The sequence below is a fragment of the Marinobacter sediminum genome (genome assembly GCF_016820575.1).
GTDB classification, from domain to species: Bacteria; Pseudomonadota; Gammaproteobacteria; order Pseudomonadales; family Oleiphilaceae; genus Marinobacter; species Marinobacter sediminum.
In genome coordinates this window covers 505617-527087 of sequence record NZ_JAEMQH010000002.1, presented here as the reverse complement: position 1 = coordinate 527087, position 21471 = coordinate 505617, and the positions used below count along the sequence as shown (strand labels likewise).

The following is a 21471-nucleotide window of genomic DNA, read 5'->3' as shown; positions in this document are numbered from 1 at the left end:
CAATTAAAGCAGATCTGAGTGAAACTTGCACACAAGGTCACGGATGGCAGCCGTTACCTGCTCAAGCGAGGCGGAGGCGTCCACCACGCTGTAGCGCTCAGGGTCAGCCTGCGCGCGGCCCAGATAGGTATCACGGATGCGCTGGAAAAACGACACCGCCTCCTGCTCAAACCGGTCCAGATCACCCCGACTGCGCGCCCGCTTCATGCCAGTTTCAACCGGGGCATCCAGCAAGATGACATGATCCGGCCGCACATCGCCCTGCACCAGGCTCTCCAGCATCGCAATGCGTTCTGATGACACTCCGCGCCCACCGCCCTGATAGGCAAAGGTGGCGTCGGTAAAGCGGTCACAAAGCACCCACTGCCCTCGCTCCAGAGCTGGCAGGATACGGGTATTAAGGTGCTGGGCCCGGGCCGCGAACATCAGTAGTAGTTCGGTGGTCTCGTCCACCGCCTCGTCCCGAGGCGCCAACAACAGCTCGCGGATAGATTCCGCCATCGGTGTACCACCCGGCTCCCGGGTAACCACGACATCGACGCCCAGCCCCTTCAGGGTATCTGCCGCGTTGGTCAGCTGAGTGGATTTACCCACGCCCTCAGTGCCTTCGAAGGTAATGAACTGACCGCGTTGGGTCATCATGAACCTCCGTTGTCGCTGTTCGAATCGCTCTGGGCCGCCGGCGATGAACGGTAGTCCTTACGACGATTGAGTTGGAACTCACGAACGGCTTTCTGGTGCTCCGCGAGTGTTCGGGAAAACTTGTGGGTGCCATCGCCACGAGCGACGAAATACAGTGCATCACCGTCGTCCGGATGCAGCGCCGCGTGAATCGCCTCCCGGCCGGGCAGCGCAATTGGAGTCGGCGGCAGGCCGTCAATGCGATAGGTGTTGTACGGGGTATGAGTACGCAGGTCGCGCTTGCCGATACGGCCCTTGTAGCTATCACCCATGCCGTAGATTACGGTTGGATCGGTTTGCAGTCGCATACCTTTCTGCAAACGGCGCACAAACACCCCGGCCACCTGATCGCGCTCATGGGGCGCGCCGGTTTCGCGTTCAACAATAGAAGCCATGATCAGTGCTTCGTAAGGCGAACTGTACGGCAGATCCGGCTCACGCTCGGCCCACTCTTCCTCCAGAGCGGCTTCCATGGTGTCGAACGCCCTCCGGAGCAGATCCAGGTCGGATTCGGTGCTGGTAAACAAGTAGGTATCCGGGAAGAAGCGCCCCTCCGGATGCTCGCCCTCGGCGCCGACGGCCTTCATGATTTCCGCCTCGGTCCAGTCGCTGGTCACCTGCTCCAGGCGTTCAGTGCGCGCCAGGGCCGCCCGCATGTCACTGAAGGTCCAGCCTTCAATGAACTGCACTGACCAATGCTTGGTATCACCGGCGACCATAGCGGTAAGCATATCCAGCGGGGTCATGCCGTTGGTGAACTCGTACTCCCCGGCTTTGATCCTTGCCTGCTCGGGGTACAGGCGGCCATGCACCCGTAGCCACAGGCTCTGCTCAATCAGGCCCTCCTGCTCAAGCATGCGCGCCACCTGCCCAAAGGCGGTGCCATTGGGCAGGCTGAACAGCACCGGCTCATCCAGGGCCAAGGGTTGCTTGAGAGTTTGCAGGCCCTGCCAGGCCCAGAGTCCGGTACCTGCCGCTATCAATACAATTGCGCAAACCAAGGCTGTCAGTAACTTCTTGAGCAAGGGAATTATTCCAGTAGATCGTGGGGATGAACGATTGTCGCAAGTCCGTTATCGACAGGCAAATCCTGATCGGCAAGACGCCGCACCGGAACCAGGCCAAACACACTGTTGAGCAGGAAAAGCCCCTGGCAGCGGGGACCGGTCAAATCGGCAATGGCCAGCGGCCGCTCCAGCACAGTTTCGCCGCGCTCACGCAGACGCTCCAGCAACCACTCCCGCATGACACCGGCCACGGCCAGTGATGAAACCGGCGGTGTTACCCAGCCATCCCGGGTCTTGAGCAGCAAGTTGGTTCGTGTGCCTTCAACCAGGTAACCGTCGTGATTCGACATAATCACTTCAAAGAGCCCGTCGTGCAGTTCACGGGCGGCCATTACCTGGTCGAGTCGATTGAGGGATTTGATACCGGCAAACATCGGATGGACCGACAGCGGTACTCGGGAAAAATCCGCCACCACACCTTCGGCATCAGGCTCAGGCGGAAGCGAGGTCGCAGATACCAGCAGGTTTGGGCGCATGCTGTCATCGGGGCGATAACCACGCCCACCGGCACCCCGGGTCAGAATCAGCTTCAGCACCCAGCCATTGTCAAAGCTGTCGGCCCAGCGCTGTGCTGCCTGGGCGCACACATCACTAAGTTCCACACGCGACACCACAATTCCCAGCCGCGCGGCGTCACGAACCAGGCGCATGACATGCCGCGACAGCAGAACGCCCTGCTGCCCCTGCATCCGGACAGTCTCAAACAGACCATCACCGTAGGCCAGACCCCGGTCATTAGCCGGCAGTCCGCCTTCATCCGCCCAGAACAGATTGAGCATGAGCCGGCTCAGTCTTCGTAGCGACGGAAAATCAGCGTGCCGTTGGTACCGCCAAAGCCAAAGGAATTGGAGAGTGCGACACGAACGTCTGATTTGCGGCTCTTGTTAGCCACAAAATCCAGATCACACCCCTCATCGGGGTTGTCCAGATTGATGGTCGGCGGCAACAAGCCGTCGCGGATTGCCAGAACGGAGAAAATGCCTTCAACGGCACCGGCGGCGCCCAGCAAATGTCCGGTCATCGATTTGGTGCTGCTCATGGCCAGTTTTTCAGCGTGATCGCCAAAGACGGATTTCACCGCCGCCACTTCAGCAACGTCGCCAACCTGAGTGGAGGTGCCGTGGGCGTTGATGTAATCAACCTCATCCGGGCTCAGACCAGCATCGCGCAGGGCATTTTGCATGGAACGGGCAGCACCCTCCCCGCTCGCAGGCGGAGCGGTGATGTGGTGGGCATCATCGCTCATGCCAAAGCCGACCACCTCACCGTAAATGGTGGCACCGCGTTTCCTGGCGTGTTCGAGGTCTTCCAGAACCACCACACCAGCACCGTCACTCAGAACAAAGCCGTCGCGCTCGCGATCCCAGGGCCGGCTCGCCTTCTCGGGCTCATCGTTGCGCGTGGACAATGCCCGGGCAGCAGAAAACGCGGCAATCCCGGTGCGGGTGGTTGCCATCTCGGAGCCACCGGCAAGCATCACATCAGCATCACCGTAAGCGATGGTTCTGGCCGCGTAGCCAATATTGTGAGTGCCCGTGGTGCAAGCCGTGACGATGGCAATGTTAGGACCACGATAACCAAAGCGAATCCCGGCATTGCCGGAAATCATGTTGATCACCGAGGCGGGAACGAAGAACGGTGACACCTTGCGCGGCCCCGACTTATCCATGGTCAGCACATTCTTTTCAATGTATTCCAGACCACCAATGCCAGAGCCAATGGCGATACCGACCCGGTCTTTATCCAGTGCGTCGTAATCATCCAGGCCGCTGTCGTCGACGGCCTGTTGGGCGGCAATCAAACCGTAGTGAATGAAGGCATCAAGCTTTCGGGCTTCCTTGGTGGACAGCCAGGGCTCGAGGTCGAGGTCCTTGATGGCACCTCCAATCCGGGTGTTGTACTCGGAAGCGTCAAAGCGCTCGATATTACCGATGCCGCTGCGGCCTTCACGCACGCCTTCCCAGGAACTTTTTACGTCGTTTCCCAAGGGAGACAACATACCCATGCCTGTGATGACAACCCGTCGTTTACTCATAACCCCTTCACCCGATCCTTTTACAAGTGCGTCCGATCACCGATTGAACCTGAATTCCAACCAATAAAAAAGCCGCCCTTCGTTTAGTAACAAGGACGGCTTCTTGCCTGGCTTTAACTACTGCAGAGTATCAGGTGTGCGCGACAATGTAGTCAATCGCGTCCTGAACACTGGCCAGCTTCTCGGCTTCTTCGTCGGGAATTTCAGTTTCAAATTCCTCTTCCAGTGCCATTACCAGCTCAACGGTGTCCAGTGAGTCAGCGCCAAGATCCTCTACAAAAGAAGATGAGTTCTGAACTTCGGACTCTTTAACGCCCAACTGTTCACAAACGATCTTCTTCACGCGCTCTTCAACTGTACTCATAATGTCCTCACTTTATGTGTCAACCAAGCAACTTTGTGCTGCAAGTTTAATTTAAACCCCACCCGCAAACAAGCAGGGATTCGGTCAAACATGTTGTGTGACAAGGGCTTGCGTACAAGCAGCCGCCCCAGTCTATCCCATGTACATTCCGCCGTTAACGTGAATGGTCTCGCCACTCACGTATCCGGCTGCATCTGACGCCAGAAAGGCAACCACGGCTGCCACTTCTTCCGGCTCACCCAGACGACCCGCGGGTATGATTTCCAGCATAGTCTCACGCTGCTTGTCGTCCAGTTTTTTTGTCATATCGGTGTCGATAAACCCGGGAGCCACGCAGTTGGCGGTAATACCCCGATTCGACATTTCTTTGGCCAGACTACGGGTAAAGCCTTCCACGCCCGCCTTCGCAGCGCAGTAGTTACCCTGCCCGGGATTGCCCATGCCAGCCACCACGGAGCTGATGTTGATAATCCGCCCCCACTTGGCTTTGGCCATGCCACGCAGCACCGCCTTGCTGGTGCGGTACACGCTGGACAAGTTGGTTTCCAGAACCGCCGCCCAATCGTCTTCCTTCAGGCGCATCAGCAGGTTATCGCGGGTGATACCGGCATTGTTGACCAGAATCTGTGGCGCGCCAGAGGTACTGGCAATTTCTTTCAACCCGGCATCAACGCTTTCGGCTTCGGCAACGTTCATCACGATACCGTAGCCTTTCAGGCCCGCGGCTTTGAGATCGTTGGAAATGGTTTCGGCACCTTGAGCACTGGTGGCCGTACCGATCACTTCGGCACCCTGCTCTGCCAGGGCCCGGGCAATGGCCTTGCCAATGCCACGAGTTGCACCGGTGACCAGTGCGATTTTGCCTTCCAAAGACATGTATAACTCCCTTTTTTAGAACTGACTGAATGCGTCCAGCGCTTTCGCCAGTGAATCCGGCTCTTCGATACTGTGAACAGCCAGACTACGATCAATTCGCTTGATCAAACCGGCCAGCACCTTACCAGTGCCACACTCAACTGCAACCGACACTCCGCTATCAACCAGAGTGCCTACCGAATCGGTCCACAGCACCGGGGAATACAGCTGCTTCAGCAAATTGGCCTTGAGTGTATCGGAATCTGTCTCGGCGACGGCGTTAACATTTTGTATAACGGGTATGACAGCGTCGTTAAAGCGCACATCTTCCAGCTCACCCGCAAGCTCGTCGGCGGCACCTTTCATCAGCGCACAATGCGACGGCACACTGACCGGCAGCGGCATTGCCTTGCGCGCGCCCTTTTCCTTACAGGCTTCAATGGCGCGCTCAACGGCAACGGCCGAACCTGCAATCACAACCTGCCCAGGGGCATTGAAATTAACCGCTGAAACCACGTCGCCATTGGCCGCACTGGCACAAGCCGCCACCACGTCGTCGTCTTCAAGGCCGAGAATTGCTGCCATCTTGCCTTCACCGGCCGGCACCGCATCCTGCATCAGCTCGCCACGCAGGCGAACCAGCTTGACCGCGTCGACAAAATCGAGACTCTCGGCCGCAACCAGCGCGCTGTATTCACCCAGGCTATGGCCCGCCACGAAGCTGGGCCGACTACCACCCGCCACTTGCCACTGGCGCCACAAGGCGACACTGGCTGTCAAAAGCGCCGGCTGGGTAACCATAGTCTGGTTAAGTTCTTCCGCAGGACCTTTTTGGCACAGCTGCCACAGGTCGTAGCCAAGGGCATTGGATGCCTCGGCAAAGGTTTTGTTGACAATAGGCCACGCCTCGGCTGCCGCTGACAGCATGCCGACTGACTGGGACCCCTGACCGGGAAAAATAAAGGCTGATTTCATAGTAAAGATCTTAACGTCATTGAGGTGTTACGGGAGATTAGCCAATAGTACAAGTTAGGCCAATTATCCGCGAATACACATCAAAAACGGGACAGACTTTAGTCTCAGAGACTGAGGAGAATGATGGCGCAAAAGCTTAGAGCATCAGGTCGTCGAGGCGCTCGTTGATTCGACGAGGGACTTCCAGTTCCACCTCACGCACCGCCTGGCGAATGGCCGCCAGCATCGCACGCTCGTTAGCGTTGCCATGACTTTTGATGACAACTCCCTGGAGCCCCAGCAGGCTTGCGCCATTGTGACGTGACGGATCCATCAGCCGCAGCAGGCGACCGATAATGGGACGCGCCATCAGGCCGACAAAACGGCCGTAGAGCGTCTTGGTGAAGGCATGCTCCATCAGCTCAATCAACAGACCAGCGACACCTTCACCGGTTTTCAGCGCGATATTGCCAACGAAGCCATCGCAAACAACGACATCTGCAACATCGCGGAAAAGATCGCTGCCTTCGACGTAACCGATGTAATTGAGAGTATCGCACTGGGCCAGCATGTGAGAGGCAAGGCGCACCTGCTCATTGCCCTTGATCTCCTCCTCACCGACATTCAGCAACGCCACGCGCGGCTCGGACTGCCCCGACATGGCAGACGCCATCAGAGAGCCCATCAGCGCATACTGATAGAGATTTTCAGCCGTGGAATCGACGTTGGCGCCGAGGTCGAGAACGTGGCAACGACCACGAAGGGAGGGAATCAACTTGGAGATCGCCGGCCGTTCGATGCCTGGATACATTCGGATCAGTGAGCGACCGAACGCCATCAGCGCCCCGGTATTACCAGCGCTGACACAACCCTGAGCTTCGCCATCCCGGACCAGTCCGAGCGCGATAGCCATGGAGGAACTTTTCTTGTGGCGAAGGGCATGAGAGGGGCGCTCATTCATGCGCACCACGTCCGCGGCCTCAACAATGCGAATTCTCGCATGCTCTTCACGCAACAAAGCCTCAAGTTCGCTCCGTATTCCAACCAGAACGATACTCAAGGCTTCGTTTTCGCGCACCGCATCAAGCGCCGCGGAGACCACCACTGCAGCTCCGCGATCACCGCTCATGGCATCAATGGCGATGGTTACGGGGTTCACCGTTGCTCCATCTGTCATTGGGCGGTGCCTGATCGCAACTGACTTACTCGTCGCTTGCTTCGATTACCTGCTTGCCGCGGTAAAAGCCGTCCGGAGAGACGTGGTGACGACGATGAACTTCACCGGTTGTTGGATCGGTGGACAGAGCGGCAGTGCTCAGCGCGTCGTGTGAACGACGCATGCCGCGCTTGGAACGAGTCTTGCGGTTTTTCTGTACAGCCATGATTATGCTCCTGACCTGTTTACGTAAATAAAACGTGTGTTCAGTGTAAAGCGCAGACTCCAAATCAGAGCCAGCACCTGCTTAGTGTTTCGTTTTCTTGAGATCCGCCAGCACGCTGAAGGGATTCTCTTTTTTCGGCTCGTCCGGCTGCGCCGGAGATCCGTCTGGCTCGTAGGCTTCCAGGTCTTCGCGGGCTGGACACTCACTGCGCTCATGGAGCGGGAATGCCGGCAGCACCAACAATAGCTCGTCCTCAACCATTGACCACAATTCAGCACTGAAGTCATCCGTCAGGAACGGCTCAAGATCTTTCGGCAGCTGTTGCGCCTGCTCATCGCTGGTTACCAACCCCAGCGCAAACTGGGAGTTCAGCGTTGTACGCATGTCACCCATGCAACGCTGGCACTCAAGGCTGACCACAGCCTCAAGCTCACCGGAGACAATGCGACGACGCTGCGCATCCATATAAAAGGACAGCTTTACGTTGCACACAGACCCTTCATCAACGCCAAGAACCGATTCTCGGAAACGAGTCAACGCACTGAGGGGAACGTCTCCCTCCAGCGTGGTGTTCTGCTCCGCCAACCGATAAGGATCGACAGATTTGGGTAACTCGGCGTGTGACGCATTTGACATAGGCGCGCAATTTTAGGGGCGCAGCCCTCTGGTGTCAAAGACTTCGTTGCCTTTTGCCCGGGGGTTCCGGTGCAGATAGGTGTATCTTACGATAACCCACTTCCGGCAACTGCCCCATTCGTCACAACCCTTAGTCGCAAATAGCCACACAAGGAACCGCCTGATGTCATCACACCCCCTACTTCTTGCCTCATCGTCCCCGTACCGCCGGGACCTGCTGGAGCGCCTCGGCCTGCCTTTCGAGACCGCAAGCCCCGACATCGACGAAAGCCCCAGAACAGATGAAAGCCCGGAGCAACTGGCCATCCGCCTGGCGGAATCCAAGGCTCGCGCCCTGGCCAACCAATACCCCCACCACTGGATCATTGGCTCGGACCAGGTGGCCTGCCTGCCGGACGGCACCCTGCTGGCAAAACCAGGCAATCACGAGCAAGCCATCAGCCAACTGCAGCGTAGCAGCGGCCAGACCGTGCAATTCCTGACCGGCTTGACCCTGCTCGACCCAAACACAGACCGCTCACAAACCCATTGCGAGCGGTTTGCCGTGCAATTCCGGAATCTGACCGCGGAAGAAATTGAAGGCTATTTGCTCAAAGAACAGCCCTACGACTGCGCCGGCAGCTTCCGCATGGAAGGCTTGGGCATCGCGCTGTTCAAAGCTATGGAGGGGCGCGACCCGAACAGCCTGATCGGCCTGCCCCTGATCGCGCTGAATGACATGCTGAGAAACTGGGGACTCAACCCACTACTGACCCGCTAAGCAGCGGGCCAATAGCGGGCATTAGCGCAGCTCCAGCCGGGACTCCAGCATCTGGCCGGCAAACCCTTCACCAAAGGCAACGCCAAGCTGATCGACAATATCCTGCAGCGGCGACTTGCGCCGGCTGTAGTCCACCAGGTCTTCCTGGCCTACGATCTGCCGCGCTACAAAGGAGGAGCTGCCCAGCCCGTCAATGAGCCCCAACTCCTGGGCCTGTTCACCACTCCAGATCAGACCACTGAATAGACGCTCATCATCCGCCAGCCGATCGCCCCGGCCAGCTTTCACCGCCTCGATGAATTGCTTATGGGTGTTTTCCAGCACCCCCTGCCAGAAGACCACCTCTTCTTTCTGCTCCGGCGAGAACGGATCCAGGAACGCCTTGTTATCGCCGGCGGTGTACAACCGACGCTCAACGCCCAGCTTCTCCATCACCCCGGTGAAACCAAAACCACCGGCCACAACCCCGATGGACCCCACCAGGCTGGCTCGGTTGGCATAGATCTCATCGGCAGCGGAGGCAATGTAGTAGGCGCCTGAGGCACCGACATCGGAAATCACGGCGTAAACCTTCTTCTCCGGATATTCTTCCCGCAAGCGCTTGATCTCATCGTAAACGTAGCCGGACTGCACAGGGCTTCCGCCCGGGCTGTTGATGCGAAGCACCACGGCCACTGCATTCTTTTCTTCGAACGCCGTGCGGAGCGCGCCAACGATATTGTCGGCGCTGGCCAGTTCGTCAGCGGCAATCGGACCGTTAATCTCCACCAGAGCGGTGTGCTTGCCGGTGGCCGAATCAAGGGTATCGCCGAGCGGGAACTTGAGCATAAAAAGCAGCAAGAAAAGATACCCGAAAGTCAGGAACTTAAAGAATATCCCCCAGCGACGACTGCGACGTTGCTCTGACTGCAGCGACATCACCAGCTTTTCGATCAGCTTCCAGTCTCGCCCGGACTCGGGAGGCAGGTTTGGCGTCTTTCGCCCGGCCTTGGGCTTGCCACCACCCTCTTGCTCCACCGGCTTGTCGCCCCAATCAGGGTTATTATCGGAATCCCAGTCAGTCATGCATACATCCTGTCAGCAACGTTCAAATAGAACTGGCGTTAAAGCCCCAGCACCTTACGAAGATCCGGCACCGTATCGACAATGGCGTGCGGCGAGTAGTCGCCGAGCACATCGCGCTTGTGCACGCCCCACTCCACCCCGATGGACGGCATGCCAATCCGCTGCGCCATGTCGAGGTCGTAGCGGGTATCGCCGATCATTACCGCATCGGAGGGATCGATGCCGTAAAACCGGACAATCTCCTCCAGCATGGTGGGGTCGGGCTTCGACCGGGTTTCATCGGCACAACGGGTAGTATCAAAGTGCGAACCGAGGCCACTGGAATCCAGTGCGATATCCAGGCCACGCCTGCTCTTGCCGGTCGCCACCGAACAGCCGAGACCAGCACCACGAATATCGGCCACCACATCGGCCATGCCGGCAAAAACATTCTGGGGGGTGGTCACCTTGCTAAAGAAGTAGCGACCGTAGCCTTCGCGAATGGTGTTCATCTCCTCCCGACTGATACCCGGGTAGAGCTTCTCAAGCGCCTCAATCATTCCGAGGCCAATGATGTCCCGATATGCTTCCCGTTCCAGTTGCGGATAACCCAACTCGGTCGCAGCCTGATGCAGGCTTTCGGCGATGTGCTCCACGGAATCCACCAGGGTCCCGTCCCAATCAAATATGACTACCTTGACCTTCATTTATTGGTTCCTGTTGCGCGCTTCCACAATTTTGAGCACATCCGCAAATGCATCGTCGTAGGGTGCCTCCAAACGCATCGGCTCACCGGTATCCGGCAAACTGAATTCGAGCGCCCGGGCATGAAGCATAAGCCGCTGACCACCAACAGCACGGAAGGCCTTGAGGCTTACATCATCCATATACTTGTCGTCACCGGCAATCGGATGACCCTGACAGGTACAGTGCACGCGAATCTGATGGGTTCGACCGGTAACCGGAGACGCCTCCACCAGACTATAACCCTCATAACGCTGCAGGCAGCGGTACAGCGTCAGCGACTCCTTGCCGGCCTCATCGACCCTCACCCGGCGCTCGCCATTAGGCATCTCATAGCGCAGCAATGGAGCCTCCACCCGCTTTACCGAGGTCGACCAATGACCACTCACCAGGGCGTGATAGTGCTTTCGGATGCGCTTATGGCGCAATTCGTCCTGCAGAAAACGCAAAGCCGAACGCTTCTTTGCGACCATCACCAGGCCAGAGGTGTCCCGATCGAGCCGATGCACGAGCTCCAGGAAACGGGAGTCAGGGCGCGCCGACCTCAACACTTCAATCAAGCCGAAACTGAGCCCGCTGCCACCGTGAACGGCAATGCCAGAGGGCTTGTTAACCACCAGCATCTGCTCATTCTCAAACACCACCGCAGCTTCCATGACGCCCTGAACCCGGGTGCCCGGCTCTACCTGGGCCGGCTTTTCCTTGCGGGTCACCGGCGGAATACGAACCTGGTCACCGGCTTTCAATCGGGTATCGGGCTTTACCCGACCCTTGTTAACGCGCACCTCGCCCTTGCGAACCACCCTGTAGATGATGCTCTTGGGCACGCCGCGTAGCTGCGCCAACAGGAAATTATCAACCCGCTGCCCCTCGTTGTCCTCGTCGACAACGACCATCTGGACCCCCTGACGCACCTCTTTATGCTCAGTGTTACGCTCAGTGCTCGGGCGATGGTCAGTGCCGATGCGCCCGGTGCTCGCCGGCTTGCGCGCGGCATCCCTGGCCCGAGGGGTGGCAGCTTTTGCCGGACGCTTTGCGGCGGGTTTTCTGCGCGCGGGCTTGCGGGGCATAGAATTCCTTTAGGACAGGTGTTTGCATCATTGAATGGCCACCCGAATACTGTTATATTCCGGCGTGCTCTGTTGTTTGTCTACGGCCTGACAGACTCTAGTCAGAAGCCGGAGCGGCAGAAGTATACCGACACTATTCGAGAGTTTGAACGCCGCATGCCCAATCACTATCGGGCAACGGCGGAGAAAATGCTCCCGGAGCCCCAGGACAGACCGATGACGGCTGCACCCTGCTTCCGGGAGAGTAATAAAACCGTGCGGAAAACCGACGGGCGACATCGCGAAGAATCATTGCCACCCAGGGCCGGGCCGTCCAGCTTACGAATACGACGTGAGACCCAGGCACCTGAGTGAACCTGAAAACGGATTATATGCGTCAACAGACATCAACTTTACACGACCTCTCGCTGCCCACAGGTGGCCAGACTGTCGGTGGTCTAAGACCAATAGGATCGCACCCCATAAGGGTCTGATTCGTCTGGCCGCCGGTTTGCTCTTGATGTAGAAGAGTCCCGCGGCACGCACATCCTGCTTCGCTGATGCGACCCCTCACGGTTTTCTGTCAAAATTAAACGACAGGAACTTCTTCTTTCCATGAAAAGAATGCTCATCAATGCAACTCATCCCGAAGAGTTGCGCGTAGCCCTGGTCGACGGCCAGCGTCTGTTCGACCTCGATATCGAATCCAGTTCCCGCGAGCAGAAAAAAGCCAACATCTATAAAGGCCGCATTACCCGCGTTGAGCCCAGCCTTGAGGCCGCCTTTGTCGACTTCGGCGCTGAGCGCCACGGCTTTTTGCCCCTGAAGGAAATTTCCAAAGAATACTTCAAGAAATCGCCGGGCCAGATCGAAGGCAAGGTCAACATCAAGGACGTGGTCGCCGAAGGCCAGGAAGTGATCGTCCAGGTTGATAAAGAAGAGCGCGGCAACAAAGGCGCGGCCCTGACCACCTTCATCTCGCTCGCAGGTCGCTACCTCGTTCTGATGCCCAACAACGCCCGCGCCGGTGGTATTTCCCGTCGCATCGAAGGCGAAGAGCGAGCTCAGCTCAAGGAAGCCATGAACGACGTTCAGGTGCCCAAGTCCATGGGCATCATCGTGCGTACCGCCGGTATTGGCCGCAATTCCGAAGAACTCCAGTGGGATCTGGACTACCTGGTGCAGTTCTGGGAAGCCATTACCCAGGCCGCCGGCGAGCGTAAAGCGCCCTTCCTGATCCACCAGGAAAGCAACGTAATCATCCGCGCCGTGCGCGATTACCTCCGCCAGGACATCGGCGAGGTGCTGATCGACTCCAACGGTGTCTACGAGGACGTCCTGAATTTCGTCCGCGCCGTGATGCCCACGTTCGAGAACAAGATCAAGCTGTACAAGGATGAAATCCCACTGTTCAGCCGTTACCAGATCGAAGGCCAGATCGAGACCGCTTTCCAGCGTGAAGTGAAGCTGCCATCCGGCGGTTCTATCGTCATTGATCCGACCGAAGCCCTGGTATCCATCGACATCAACTCCTCCCGTGCCACCAAGGGTCACGACATTGAGGAGACCGCACTGCAGACCAACCTGGAAGCGGCCGAAGAAATCGCCCGCCAGCTGCGCCTGCGTGACATGGGCGGCCTGATCGTTATCGACTTCATCGACATGACGCCGGCCAAGCACCAGCGTGAAGTGGAACAGAAGATCCGCGAAGCACTGGAAATTGACCGCGCCCGAGTTCAGGTCGGCAAGATCTCCCGCTTCGGACTGCTCGAGATGTCCCGTCAGCGCCTGCGCCCCTCTCTGGGCGAGACCCGCAGCGAAGTCTGCCCGCGCTGTGAAGGCCAGGGCACTATTCGTGGCATCGAGTCGTTGGCACTGAGCATCATGCGCCTGATCTACGAAGAGTCCTCCAAGGAGAAGACCGGCGAAGTTCGTGCCGTTGTTCCTGTCTCCGTGGCGACCTTCCTGCTGAACGAGAAGCGCAAGCAGCTGGCCGACATCGAAGCAGGCCAGGAAGTGAGCGTGGTTGTGGTACCGGTTCCGCACATGGAAACACCGCATTTTGAAATTCTGAGAATGCGTCAGGACGAAACCACGCCCGAGCACGTTGCCAGCCACCAGGTGGCCCAGGAATACAGCGTGCGTGAGGAAGAAGTGTTTGAAGCACCGACTCCCGAGCGCCCGGCTCGCGAACAGGCTGCTGTTAAGGCCATCCGCCCGAGCGCGCCGGCCCCGGCACCTACAGAGAAGGCCGCCGAGACGTCAGAGCAGGAAGAAGGCCTGTTCCGCCGTCTGGGTCGCAAGATCGCTGGCTTCTTCAGTGATGAAGAAACTCAGACCGAAGAGAGCCGCGACAAGAACAAGGCTGCCCGTGAAGATCGCCGGAACCAGGGTCGTCAAGACCGTCGCAAATCCCGCGTAGCCCGTGACGACCAGCGCTCCGGTGGTAACAACCGCAGCGGCAGTGATCGTCGCCAGGGCGGCCAGCAAGGCCGTGGTGACGACAACCGTGGCCGTGGACGCAACCGCGGCGACGACCAGAACCGCAACGCCCAGAAACGCCCTGCAGCCGACAAGAGCGGTGAAAGCAAAGGCGCTGATAACCGCGGCGGCGACAACAAAGGTGGCGATGGCCGTCGGGACAATCAAAACCGTGGTCGTGGCCAGGGTCGCAACAAGCCCCAGCGCGAGCAGAAAGAAGCGCAGGAGCAGAAGGACCAGAAAGCTCAGCAGGATAATGGCAAGAAACCAGCCAACGCTGACAAAGGCGCCTCTGCCGACAAAGGTGGTTCAGCAGAGAAAGGCCGCAAGCCTCGTCGTCAGCGTGGCCGCGATGGTTCACCGTCTGAAACTCCGGCTTCTACTCCAGTCGACCGCAAGGCGTCACGCAGCGAGAAGCACCAGAAGGACACTCAGCCTGAGCAAGCCGCCGATAATGGCAAGCAGGATATGAAAGCTGACGAAGGTCGCCAGAAGCCGCGCGATAAGGCCACACCGGAGAAGGCGGCCGAAAGCCAGCCAGCTCAGGATACCGGCGCACCGAAGCAAGCCAAAGCTGAGCCTAAGGCAGAAACCAAGGCAGAGGCTAAGTCAGAGACTAAGCCAGAAGCCAAGGCCGACACCGCGAAGCCTGCAGCTAAAGCTGAAAACGCCCAGCCGGCCAAGGCTGAAAGCACTCAAGAGCCGAAGGCTGCAGACAAGCCCGAGACCAAGGCGGAAGCCAAGGCCGAGGCAGCCCAGGAAGCTCCGGTGAAGCAGGCCAAGGCAGCCAAGGCAGCCAAGGCTGACGAGCAAACCAGCCCTGCCGCAGACCGCAAAGAAGCGGACAAGCCCGCGGCGAAGGCTGACACAGCCAAGCCGGCGCAAAGTCCGGAAGCCAAACCTGCGGCAGAACAGAAGCCGGCAGCAGAGGCCAAGACCACTGAGCAGAAACCTGCCCCGCAGAAAGCCGCCCAGGAAAAAGGTGCGGACCAGAAAGCGGCAGAGCAGAAGACTTCTGAACAGAAGGCTCCGGAGCAGAAATCGCCCCAGCAAAAAGCGGCCGAAGAGAAAAAGCCTGAGCAAGAGGCCGCCAAGGCAGCCCCGGCAGAGCCAAAGGCGCCCGCTCAGAAGGAAGCAGCTGCCAAGGCACCCGAGCAAAAGACGGCTGAAGCCAAACCCGCAGAGAAGGCTCCTGAGCCGAAGCCTGCGGCAGCAGAGTCCAAGCCGGAAACTGCCAAGCCTGCTCCTTCAGTGGCCGCAGCGGATCAGGAAAAGGCCGCAGCCGCGTCCAAGCCGACCGCTGAGGTTCCGGTGACACCGGGCCGTGCCTACAATGATCCAAGAGAAGTCCGTAAGCGCCAACGCGCCGCGGAAGAGGCCAAGAAAGCCGGGAGTAATTAAAGAATGCTATCCAATTCCGACATTGATGCGCTGGAAGACATCCTGTTTGCCGAGCCCTGGGGCGAAGACGCCCTGGACTTCTTCGGCTTTCACGGTGTCGTCTGCGCCAGCGTGGTCGGCCCGGCAGAACTAAGCGCGGAAGAAATCTTCCGCCTCGCGACTGGCGTCCAGACGGTGCCAGATAGCGGGGTTCCGGAAGTCTTCCGTCGCTGCGTTCAGCAACTGGCTTCGGCCATGGCCCACGCCCTGGATATGGGCCAGGCCCTGGAATTGCCAGAGCCAGAAGACGGCGACCCGATGAACGCACTGGAAAACTGGTGCGCCGGGTTTGTTGACACCTTCCTGGAGCGTGAAGAGGAATGGCTGGAAGCAGCCAGCGAGGAAGAGACCGCAGATTTGCTGGTTCCGATGCTGACGCTGTCCGGGTTATTCGAAGACGAGGATTTCCAGAACGTTCGTAACAGCGAGAAGCTGTCACGGCAAATGGCGGATGCTATTCCGGATTCTCTGACCGACCTGTATCTGCTGTTCCACGCACCGGATTAAACCGGTGCGGGCACGCCCACAGGGGTTTTGAAATAATGCCAGACCGGCTCAAGCCCGTCTGGCATTTTCGTTATACGGCCCAGCTCACACCAGGCAGGCCCTGGGAAGTGGAAGTCGCTGCCCTGGGAGGCTAGTAACTGCTCACGGCGGCACAACTCCACCAGAAAGCCCAGGTCGCCACTGGACTGGCCTGAGGTTGAAACCTCGATAGCCCGCCCACCCGTGCGCCGAAAGTCCGCGGTCAGGTCCCGCAGCTTGGTCGCGGTAAGCTGGTATTTGCGGGGGTGCGCCAGTACCGCAATCCCACCAGCATCATTGATCCACTGCACCACCTCAGACAACTCCGGCCAGTAGGCTTTCACATCACCGGGCTTACCAGCACCCAGATGGCGCTTGAAAGCCTGAGCGGGATTACTGACGACTTCTGCTTCAACCAGAACCTTGGCAAAATGAGGCCGACCCGGCACGTCACCACCTGATGCGGCAGTCGCCCGCTCCAAAAGATCAGGCACCTTCAGCTTGCTCAGACGATCAGCAATCATCCGCGCCCTCGCCCACCGGTTTTCATTCTGTTGCTCAAGCGCTTGCTGAAACACAGGGTTCTCAGAATCGAAATCCAGACCAACCACATGAATAGTGCGGCTCTTCCACAGGCAGGACAGCTCGATACCGGAAATGATCTCGAGCCCTTGCTCGGCGGCGGCGCTACGAGCCTCAGCCAGGCCGGCAATGGTGTCGTGGTCAGTCAGTGCCAGGTGGGTCACGCCTCGCTCCGCTGCCCGGCTCACCAGATCAGTCGGTGACAAGGCGCCGTCAGAGGCGGTGCTGTGGCAGTGCAGATCAATGCACAAATCAAGGTCTTGCGGTATAGTCACTAAAAATCCTGAATCAGGTGGTTGGCAAAGGCGCCAGTTCGCTTACCAGTGTACCAGCCATGCCCTGATCGTGTGTCAGATCTTGTTGCCAGTTGGACTGGCGACCAACCGGAGAGTGGAATGTATTACGCCATCATCAGCGAAGACGTTGAAAACAGCCTACCCATGCGCCAATCTGCCCGACCTGCGCACCTTGAGCGTCTGCACGCCCTGAAAGCCGAGGGTCGCCTGCTGGTCGCTGGCCCCCACCCCGCCATCGACACTCCCGATCCCGGCGATGCCGGTTTCAGCGGTAGTCTGGTGGTTGCCGAATTCGATTCGCTGGAGGCCGCTCAAGCCTGGGCCGACGCCGACCCGTACATCGAAGCCGGGGTCTATGAGAAAGTCGTTGTTAAACCGTTCAAGGCCGTGCTGCCGTAGGTGCCGGAAGCCAGTCCATGAGTTTATTGTAATGCTGGCCCGCTTGAACGACCGACCATCTATGACAAAATTGCGCCTTTGAACAATGACCGCTTTTTAATCGTCTAACTCAGGGATCGTATCCAGTGACGCCTTTCCGCCTGCTTATCAGTGTACTTTTCGTTGTGTCCTCTGTGGCCGTGGCCCAGGCCAAAACCGTCTGGGTTGACGACCAGCTTTACCTGCCGGTTCGAGCCGGTGCCGGTACGCAGTTTCGAATCATCGAAAACGCGGTTCCCAGCGGCACCCCACTGGAGGTGCTGGAAACCACCGATTCAGGTTACACCCGGGTTCGCACTCCGAAAGGCACGGAAGGCTGGGTTTCCAGCCAGTACCTGAGCGACGCCCCCATCGCCGCCGATCGCCTGAAGCGCGCCAACCGCGAACTGGAGCAGGCCCGCAGCGAGCTGTCCACATTGAAGCAGGAACTGTCCGAAACCACTGAGCAGCGCAATGCCTTGGAAAACGCTGAAGCATCCCTGTCTGAACGTTCAGAAACGCTTCAGGAAGAACTTCAGCGCATCAAGAGCATTGCCGCAGACTCCATCAACCTGGAGCGCCGCAACCGCGAACTGCGGGAAGAAAACCAGAAGATCCGCAACGATCTCGAAGTACTGACCGCTGAAAACGAGCGGTTGGAAGCCAGCAAGGAATCTGATTTCATGCTCCTGGGCGCCGGACTGGTGCTCGGTGGCGTGCTGTTGGCGCTGATCATTCCGATGCTGAAACCAACAAGAAAAACCGACAACTGGGCCTGATGTCATGAAGGATTATTCAGAGAAGCGTGACTTTCACCGCATGCAGGTGAATTCGGAAATTGAGATTACCGACAGCCGTGGCAACCGCTTTAAGGGCGTCTGCCGTGACCTGAGCGCCGCGGGCATGCAGATCTACGTTGAGCAGGAGGTCGAGGCCGGTGAAGAGCTGCAGACCGTGTTGCACCCCAGCAGTGATCAGTTTCCACCACTGGAAACCGTGTGCGAGGTGATTCGGTGCGAGCCGGATGGCAACGGCTTCCTGCTGGGCACGAATATCAGCGAAGTGACGCGCTAAAAAGTCACGCGTAAAAAAGCATCAGAACGAAAAGCGGCGGCCAATGGCCGCCGTTTTTCTTTGTCCCTGCCCCACGAATGAGTCGAGTGAAGCAGGAAGGCAAAGCCTCAGACCAGAGGCTTCTTGGAGACGATAATACCGTTGTTATCCGCGTAGACGTAGTCGCCCGGACGGAAGGTCACCCCACCGAAGGTCACCGGCACATTCAAGTCACCCAGGCCGCGCTTCTCGCTCTTGCGCGGGTGCGTGCCCAGCGCCTGAACACCCAGGGCGGTGTTACCAATCTCATCAACATCGCGCACACAGCCGTAGATGATCAGACCGGCCCAGCCGTTACTCGCGGCTTTCTCCGCCAACATGTCACCCAGCAGCGCGTGGCGTTTTGAAGCACCACCGTCCACGACCATAACCCGGCCATTGCCTGGCAGGCCCACCTGCTCCTTGACCACAGAGTTGTCCTCGAAGCATTTCACGGTGACGATTTCGCCACCGAATGCCCTGTTGCCGCCGTAGTTGTTGAAACCCGGCTCGACGACTTCAACGTCCGGGAACTCGTCACAGAGGTCCGGGGTAATGATATCTGCCACTGTTTGCTCTCCTTTTCCTGAAATGAAACTCAGTCGATTTTTTCGTCAGCCAGGAAGAACCAGGTATCCAGAACCGAATCCGGGTTCAGGGACACAGTGTCGATGCCCTCGTCCATCAGCCACTTGGCCAGATCCGGATGATCCGATGGCCCCTGGCCACAGATACCGATGTACTTGCCGGCTTTCTTACAGGCCTGGATAGCATTCGAGAGCAGTGCCTTCACTGCATCGTTACGCTCATCAAACAGGTGCGCAATGATGCCGGAATCGCGGTCAAGGCCCAGGGTCAGCTGAGTCAGGTCGTTGGAGCCAATGGAGAAGCCATCGAAGTGCTCGAGGAACTGCTCCGCCAGCAGCGCGTTGGCCGGCAGCTCGCACATCATGATGACGCGCAGGCCGTTCTCGCCGCGCTTGAGGCCATTTTCCGCCAGCAGGTTAACGACCTGCTCGGCTTCGCCCACGGTGCGCACAAACGGCACCATGACTTCCACGTTGGTGAGACCCATTTCGTTACGCACTTTCTTCAGCGCGCGGCATTCCAGTTCAAAACAGTCCCGGAAGGTTTCGGAAATGTAGCGGGATGCACCCCGGAAGCCGAGCATCGGGTTTTCTTCATCCGGCTCATAGAGCGTGCCGCCAATCAGGTTGGCGTACTCATTGGATTTGAAGTCGGACAGACGAACGATCACTTTCTTGGGTGCAAACGCCGCCGCCAGGGTGGAAATACCCTCTACCAGCTTGTCGACGTAGAAATCGACCGGCGAGCTGTAGCCGGAAATGCGCTTTTCAACAGTCTGCTTGATGTCGCGCGGCAGGCCGTCAAAGTTCAGCAGGGCCTTGGGATGCACACCAATCATGCGGTTGATGATGAACTCCAGCCGGGCCAGGCCAACGCCTTCGTTCGGCAGCGCCTGGAAATCAAAGGCACGGTCCGGGTTGCCCACGTTCATCATGATCTTGAACGGGATATTAGGCATGGAATCCACGGTGTTCTCGCGCAGTTCAAAGTCCAACGCGCCCTCGTAGATCATACCGGTGTCACCTTCGGCGCAGGACACGGTCACTTCCTGACCTTCCTTAAGAAGCTCGGTGGCATCGCCACAACCCACCACGGCAGGGATACCCAGCTCCCGGGCAATGATGGCTGCGTGGCAGGTACGGCCACCACGATCGGTAACGATAGCCGACGCGCGCTTCATGACCGGCTCCCAGTCCGGATCGGTCATGTCGGTGACCAGAACGTCACCGTCCTGCACACGGTCCATCTCTTTAATGCTGGTAATAACCTTCACCGGGCCGCTGCCAATCTTGTGACCGATACTGCGGCCTTCCACCAGCACCTTGCCAGTTTCGTTCAGCAGGTAGCGTTCCATGACGTTAGCGGAGGCGCGGCTCTTTACCGTTTCAGGGCGCGCCTGCACGATGTAGATTCGGCCGTCGTCGCCGTCTTTGGCCCACTCGATGTCCATCGGGCGCTGGTAGTGCTTCTCGATGATCATGGCCTGCTTGGCCAGCTCTTCAACTTCTGCATCGGTAATGCAGAAGCGATTGCGATCTTCCTGCTCTACCTTAACGGTCTCGACGAACTCGCTGGCGTCCGCAGCGGTGTTGTAGACCATCTTGATGGCCTTGCTGCCGAGGTTGCGGCGCAGTACCGCCGGCCGGCCGTTTTCCAGGGTCGGCTTGTGAACGTAGAACTCATCCGGGTTAACAGCACCCTGAACCACGGTCTCGCCCAGGCCATAGGAGGCGGTCACAAAAACTACATCGCGGAAGCCGGATTCGGTATCCAGGGTGAACATGACGCCACTGGAAGCAGTCTCGCTGCGCACCATCTTCTGAATACCGGCCGACAGCGCCACCAGCTTGTGATCGAAGCCGTGATGCACGCGATAGGAAATGGCACGGTCGTTAAACAGGGAAGCAAACACTTCCTTCACGGAGGTGCGCACCTGTTGCAGGCCGACTACGTTCAGGAACGTTTCCTGTTGGCCGGCAAACGAGGCATCGGGCAGGTCTTCGGCAGTGGCGGACGAACGCACGGCAACCGCCATGTTGTCATTACCGGCCTGAAGGGTGGCAAAAGATTCTTTCAATGCGTTCTCAAGCGCATCTGGAAAATCGGTGTCGATGATCCACTGACGAATCTGGGCACCCACGCGGGCCAGTTCGTTCACATCGTTCACGTCCAACGCATCCAGGGCGCTGTCTATCTTGTCTTTCAGGCCATCGGTGGCCAGGAATTCACGGTAGGCGTGGGCGGTTGTGGCGAAACCACCTGGAACGGTCACGCCTGCGTTGGCTAGATTACTGATCATTTCACCGAGAGAGGCGTTTTTACCACCTACCCGGTCAACATCCGACATTCCCAGGTGATCAAACCAGATAATGTAATCTTCCAAAGCACGTCTCCCTTGAGTCTGTAAAGCAAAGAGCATAACCGGGCCAGCGGTATCTAGCGGTAAAAGCAGGCAATATCCACTGCGGAGTCTCGAACT

At 58.3% G+C, this 21471-nt stretch carries 22 protein-coding genes; 6 read left to right on the top strand and 16 right to left on the bottom strand.

All coding sequences use genetic code 11. The features are described 5' to 3' along the window. Positions 1 to 3 precede the first annotated feature (3 nt). The 10 genes from tmk to FGO67_RS09245 all read right to left on the bottom strand — a co-directional run bounded on the left by tmk (position 4) and on the right by FGO67_RS09245 (position 7974). Positions 4 to 639 carry a dTMP kinase gene (tmk, locus tag FGO67_RS09290; protein WP_203301161.1) on the bottom strand — a complete coding sequence of 212 codons (636 nt, stop codon included), beginning with the start codon at positions 637 to 639 and terminating at the stop codon, positions 4 to 6. Further along, the gene (gene mltG / locus FGO67_RS09285; protein WP_238942316.1) at positions 639 to 1706 is read right to left on the bottom strand and encodes an endolytic transglycosylase MltG; all 1068 of its coding nucleotides are present in this window, start codon (positions 1704 to 1706) and stop codon (positions 639 to 641) included. The genes tmk and mltG overlap by 1 nt, the downstream gene beginning before the upstream one ends. Before the next feature lie 5 nt (positions 1707 to 1711). Further along, positions 1712 to 2527, bottom strand: a complete 816-nt coding sequence (locus FGO67_RS09280) for an aminotransferase class IV (RefSeq protein WP_203300443.1) — start codon at positions 2525 to 2527, stop codon at positions 1712 to 1714. 8 nt (positions 2528 to 2535) lie between these two features. Next, positions 2536 to 3783 carry a beta-ketoacyl-ACP synthase II gene (gene fabF / locus FGO67_RS09275; protein ID WP_203300442.1) on the bottom strand — a complete coding sequence of 416 codons (1248 nt, stop codon included), beginning with the start codon at positions 3781 to 3783 and terminating at the stop codon, positions 2536 to 2538. A gap of 130 nt (positions 3784 to 3913) precedes the next feature. Then, positions 3914 to 4147: an acyl carrier protein gene (gene acpP / locus FGO67_RS09270; protein WP_012136033.1), complete on the bottom strand. Its 234-nt coding sequence runs from the start codon at positions 4145 to 4147 to the stop codon at positions 3914 to 3916. A gap of 132 nt (positions 4148 to 4279) precedes the next feature. Beyond that, positions 4280 to 5023, bottom strand: a complete 744-nt coding sequence (gene fabG, locus FGO67_RS09265; protein ID WP_203300441.1) for a 3-oxoacyl-ACP reductase FabG — start codon at positions 5021 to 5023, stop codon at positions 4280 to 4282. A 15-nt stretch (positions 5024 to 5038) separates the two neighbouring features. Further along, entirely contained in the window at positions 5039 to 5977 is a 939-nt protein-coding gene (gene fabD / locus FGO67_RS09260; RefSeq protein WP_203300440.1) for an ACP S-malonyltransferase, read from the bottom strand. A gap of 136 nt (positions 5978 to 6113) precedes the next feature. Beyond that, entirely contained in the window at positions 6114 to 7133 is a 1020-nt protein-coding gene (gene plsX, locus FGO67_RS09255; protein WP_203300439.1) for a phosphate acyltransferase PlsX, read from the bottom strand. A 25-nt stretch (positions 7134 to 7158) separates the two neighbouring features. Beyond that, positions 7159 to 7338 carry a 50S ribosomal protein L32 gene (gene rpmF / locus FGO67_RS09250; protein WP_203300438.1) on the bottom strand — a complete coding sequence of 60 codons (180 nt, stop codon included), beginning with the start codon at positions 7336 to 7338 and terminating at the stop codon, positions 7159 to 7161. Positions 7339 to 7419: 81 nt separating this feature from the next. Next, a complete protein-coding gene (locus tag FGO67_RS09245) occupies positions 7420 to 7974 on the bottom strand; it encodes a YceD family protein (protein WP_203300437.1) in 555 nt (184 codons plus the stop codon). A gap of 163 nt (positions 7975 to 8137) precedes the next feature. Here FGO67_RS09245 and FGO67_RS09240 point away from each other — a divergent pair, with 163 nt between their 5' ends. Then, positions 8138 to 8734 (top strand): Maf family protein, encoded by a 597-nt coding sequence (locus tag FGO67_RS09240; protein WP_203300436.1) that lies wholly within the window; start codon positions 8138 to 8140, stop codon positions 8732 to 8734. A 21-nt stretch (positions 8735 to 8755) separates the two neighbouring features. On the opposite strand, the gene FGO67_RS09235 is transcribed toward FGO67_RS09240, so the two are convergent. The 3 genes from FGO67_RS09235 to rluC are packed head-to-tail and all read right to left on the bottom strand — an operon-like array spanning position 8756 to position 11592. After that, the gene (locus FGO67_RS09235) at positions 8756 to 9799 is read right to left on the bottom strand and encodes a S49 family peptidase (protein ID WP_203300435.1); all 1044 of its coding nucleotides are present in this window, start codon (positions 9797 to 9799) and stop codon (positions 8756 to 8758) included. A 38-nt stretch (positions 9800 to 9837) separates the two neighbouring features. After that, complete coding sequence (locus tag FGO67_RS09230; protein WP_203300434.1) at positions 9838 to 10485, bottom strand: HAD family hydrolase; 648 nt, start codon at positions 10483 to 10485, stop codon at positions 9838 to 9840. Further along, positions 10486 to 11592 carry a 23S rRNA pseudouridine(955/2504/2580) synthase RluC gene (rluC, locus tag FGO67_RS09225; RefSeq protein ID WP_203300433.1) on the bottom strand — a complete coding sequence of 369 codons (1107 nt, stop codon included), beginning with the start codon at positions 11590 to 11592 and terminating at the stop codon, positions 10486 to 10488. Between the two features lie 594 nt (positions 11593 to 12186). On the opposite strand from rluC, the gene rne reads away from it, so the two are divergent. Beyond that, positions 12187 to 15453: a ribonuclease E gene (gene rne / locus FGO67_RS09220; RefSeq protein WP_203300432.1), complete on the top strand. Its 3267-nt coding sequence runs from the start codon at positions 12187 to 12189 to the stop codon at positions 15451 to 15453. Between the two features lie 3 nt (positions 15454 to 15456). Next, positions 15457 to 15999, top strand: coding sequence for a YecA/YgfB family protein (locus tag FGO67_RS09215; protein ID WP_203300431.1), 543 nt, complete (start codon positions 15457 to 15459; stop codon positions 15997 to 15999). Here the strand turns inward: FGO67_RS09215 and FGO67_RS09210 are convergent. Then, the gene (locus tag FGO67_RS09210) at positions 15996 to 16874 is read right to left on the bottom strand and encodes a PHP domain-containing protein (protein ID WP_203300430.1); all 879 of its coding nucleotides are present in this window, start codon (positions 16872 to 16874) and stop codon (positions 15996 to 15998) included. The two genes, FGO67_RS09215 and FGO67_RS09210, sit on opposite strands and share 4 nt — an antisense overlap. A gap of 120 nt (positions 16875 to 16994) precedes the next feature. Here FGO67_RS09210 and FGO67_RS09205 point away from each other — a divergent pair, with 120 nt between their 5' ends. The 3 genes from FGO67_RS09205 to FGO67_RS09195 all read left to right on the top strand — a co-directional run bounded on the left by FGO67_RS09205 (position 16995) and on the right by FGO67_RS09195 (position 18386). Then, complete coding sequence (locus FGO67_RS09205) at positions 16995 to 17294, top strand: YciI family protein (protein WP_203300429.1); 300 nt, start codon at positions 16995 to 16997, stop codon at positions 17292 to 17294. A gap of 125 nt (positions 17295 to 17419) precedes the next feature. After that, positions 17420 to 18091, top strand: coding sequence for a TIGR04211 family SH3 domain-containing protein (locus tag FGO67_RS09200; protein ID WP_203300428.1), 672 nt, complete (start codon positions 17420 to 17422; stop codon positions 18089 to 18091). A gap of 4 nt (positions 18092 to 18095) precedes the next feature. Beyond that, the gene (locus FGO67_RS09195) at positions 18096 to 18386 is read left to right on the top strand and encodes a PilZ domain-containing protein (protein WP_203300427.1); all 291 of its coding nucleotides are present in this window, start codon (positions 18096 to 18098) and stop codon (positions 18384 to 18386) included. Between the two features lie 107 nt (positions 18387 to 18493). Here FGO67_RS09195 and rraA read toward each other — a convergent pair whose 3' ends face one another. Next, the gene (gene rraA, locus FGO67_RS09190; RefSeq protein WP_203300426.1) at positions 18494 to 18973 is read right to left on the bottom strand and encodes a ribonuclease E activity regulator RraA; all 480 of its coding nucleotides are present in this window, start codon (positions 18971 to 18973) and stop codon (positions 18494 to 18496) included. 29 nt (positions 18974 to 19002) lie between these two features. Continuing rightward, positions 19003 to 21411 carry a phosphoenolpyruvate synthase gene (ppsA, locus tag FGO67_RS09185; protein WP_420844502.1) on the bottom strand — a complete coding sequence of 803 codons (2409 nt, stop codon included), beginning with the start codon at positions 21409 to 21411 and terminating at the stop codon, positions 19003 to 19005. Positions 21412 to 21471 lie beyond the last annotated feature (60 nt).

Excerpts from the sequence above, each read along its gene's own strand:
- tmk (WP_203301161.1), bottom strand. The coding sequence starts at position 639 with ATGACCCAACGCGGTCAGTTCATTACCTTCGAAGGCACTGAGGGCGTG.
- FGO67_RS09280 (WP_203300443.1), bottom strand. The coding sequence starts at position 2,527 with ATGCTCAATCTGTTCTGGGCGGATGAAGGCGGACTGCCGGCTAATGAC.
- fabF (WP_203300442.1), bottom strand. The coding sequence starts at position 3,783 with ATGAGTAAACGACGGGTTGTCATCACAGGCATGGGTATGTTGTCTCCC.
- acpP (WP_012136033.1), bottom strand. The coding sequence starts at position 4,147 with ATGAGTACAGTTGAAGAGCGCGTGAAGAAGATCGTTTGTGAACAGTTG.
- fabG (WP_203300441.1), bottom strand. The coding sequence starts at position 5,023 with ATGTCTTTGGAAGGCAAAATCGCACTGGTCACCGGTGCAACTCGTGGC.
- fabD (WP_203300440.1), bottom strand. The coding sequence starts at position 5,977 with ATGAAATCAGCCTTTATTTTTCCCGGTCAGGGGTCCCAGTCAGTCGGC.
- plsX (WP_203300439.1), bottom strand. The coding sequence starts at position 7,133 with ATGACAGATGGAGCAACGGTGAACCCCGTAACCATCGCCATTGATGCC.
- rpmF (WP_203300438.1), bottom strand. The coding sequence starts at position 7,338 with ATGGCTGTACAGAAAAACCGCAAGACTCGTTCCAAGCGCGGCATGCGT.
- FGO67_RS09245 (WP_203300437.1), bottom strand. The coding sequence starts at position 7,974 with ATGTCAAATGCGTCACACGCCGAGTTACCCAAATCTGTCGATCCTTAT.
- FGO67_RS09240 (WP_203300436.1), top strand. The coding sequence starts at position 8,138 with ATGTCATCACACCCCCTACTTCTTGCCTCATCGTCCCCGTACCGCCGG.
- FGO67_RS09235 (WP_203300435.1), bottom strand. The coding sequence starts at position 9,799 with ATGACTGACTGGGATTCCGATAATAACCCTGATTGGGGCGACAAGCCG.
- FGO67_RS09230 (WP_203300434.1), bottom strand. The coding sequence starts at position 10,485 with ATGAAGGTCAAGGTAGTCATATTTGATTGGGACGGGACCCTGGTGGAT.
- rluC (WP_203300433.1), bottom strand. The coding sequence starts at position 11,592 with ATGCCCCGCAAGCCCGCGCGCAGAAAACCCGCCGCAAAGCGTCCGGCA.
- rne (WP_203300432.1), top strand. The coding sequence starts at position 12,187 with ATGAAAAGAATGCTCATCAATGCAACTCATCCCGAAGAGTTGCGCGTA.
- FGO67_RS09215 (WP_203300431.1), top strand. The coding sequence starts at position 15,457 with ATGCTATCCAATTCCGACATTGATGCGCTGGAAGACATCCTGTTTGCC.
- FGO67_RS09205 (WP_203300429.1), top strand. The coding sequence starts at position 16,995 with ATGTATTACGCCATCATCAGCGAAGACGTTGAAAACAGCCTACCCATG.
- FGO67_RS09195 (WP_203300427.1), top strand. The coding sequence starts at position 18,096 with ATGAAGGATTATTCAGAGAAGCGTGACTTTCACCGCATGCAGGTGAAT.
- ppsA (WP_420844502.1), bottom strand. The coding sequence starts at position 21,411 with ATGCTCTTTGCTTTACAGACTCAAGGGAGACGTGCTTTGGAAGATTAC.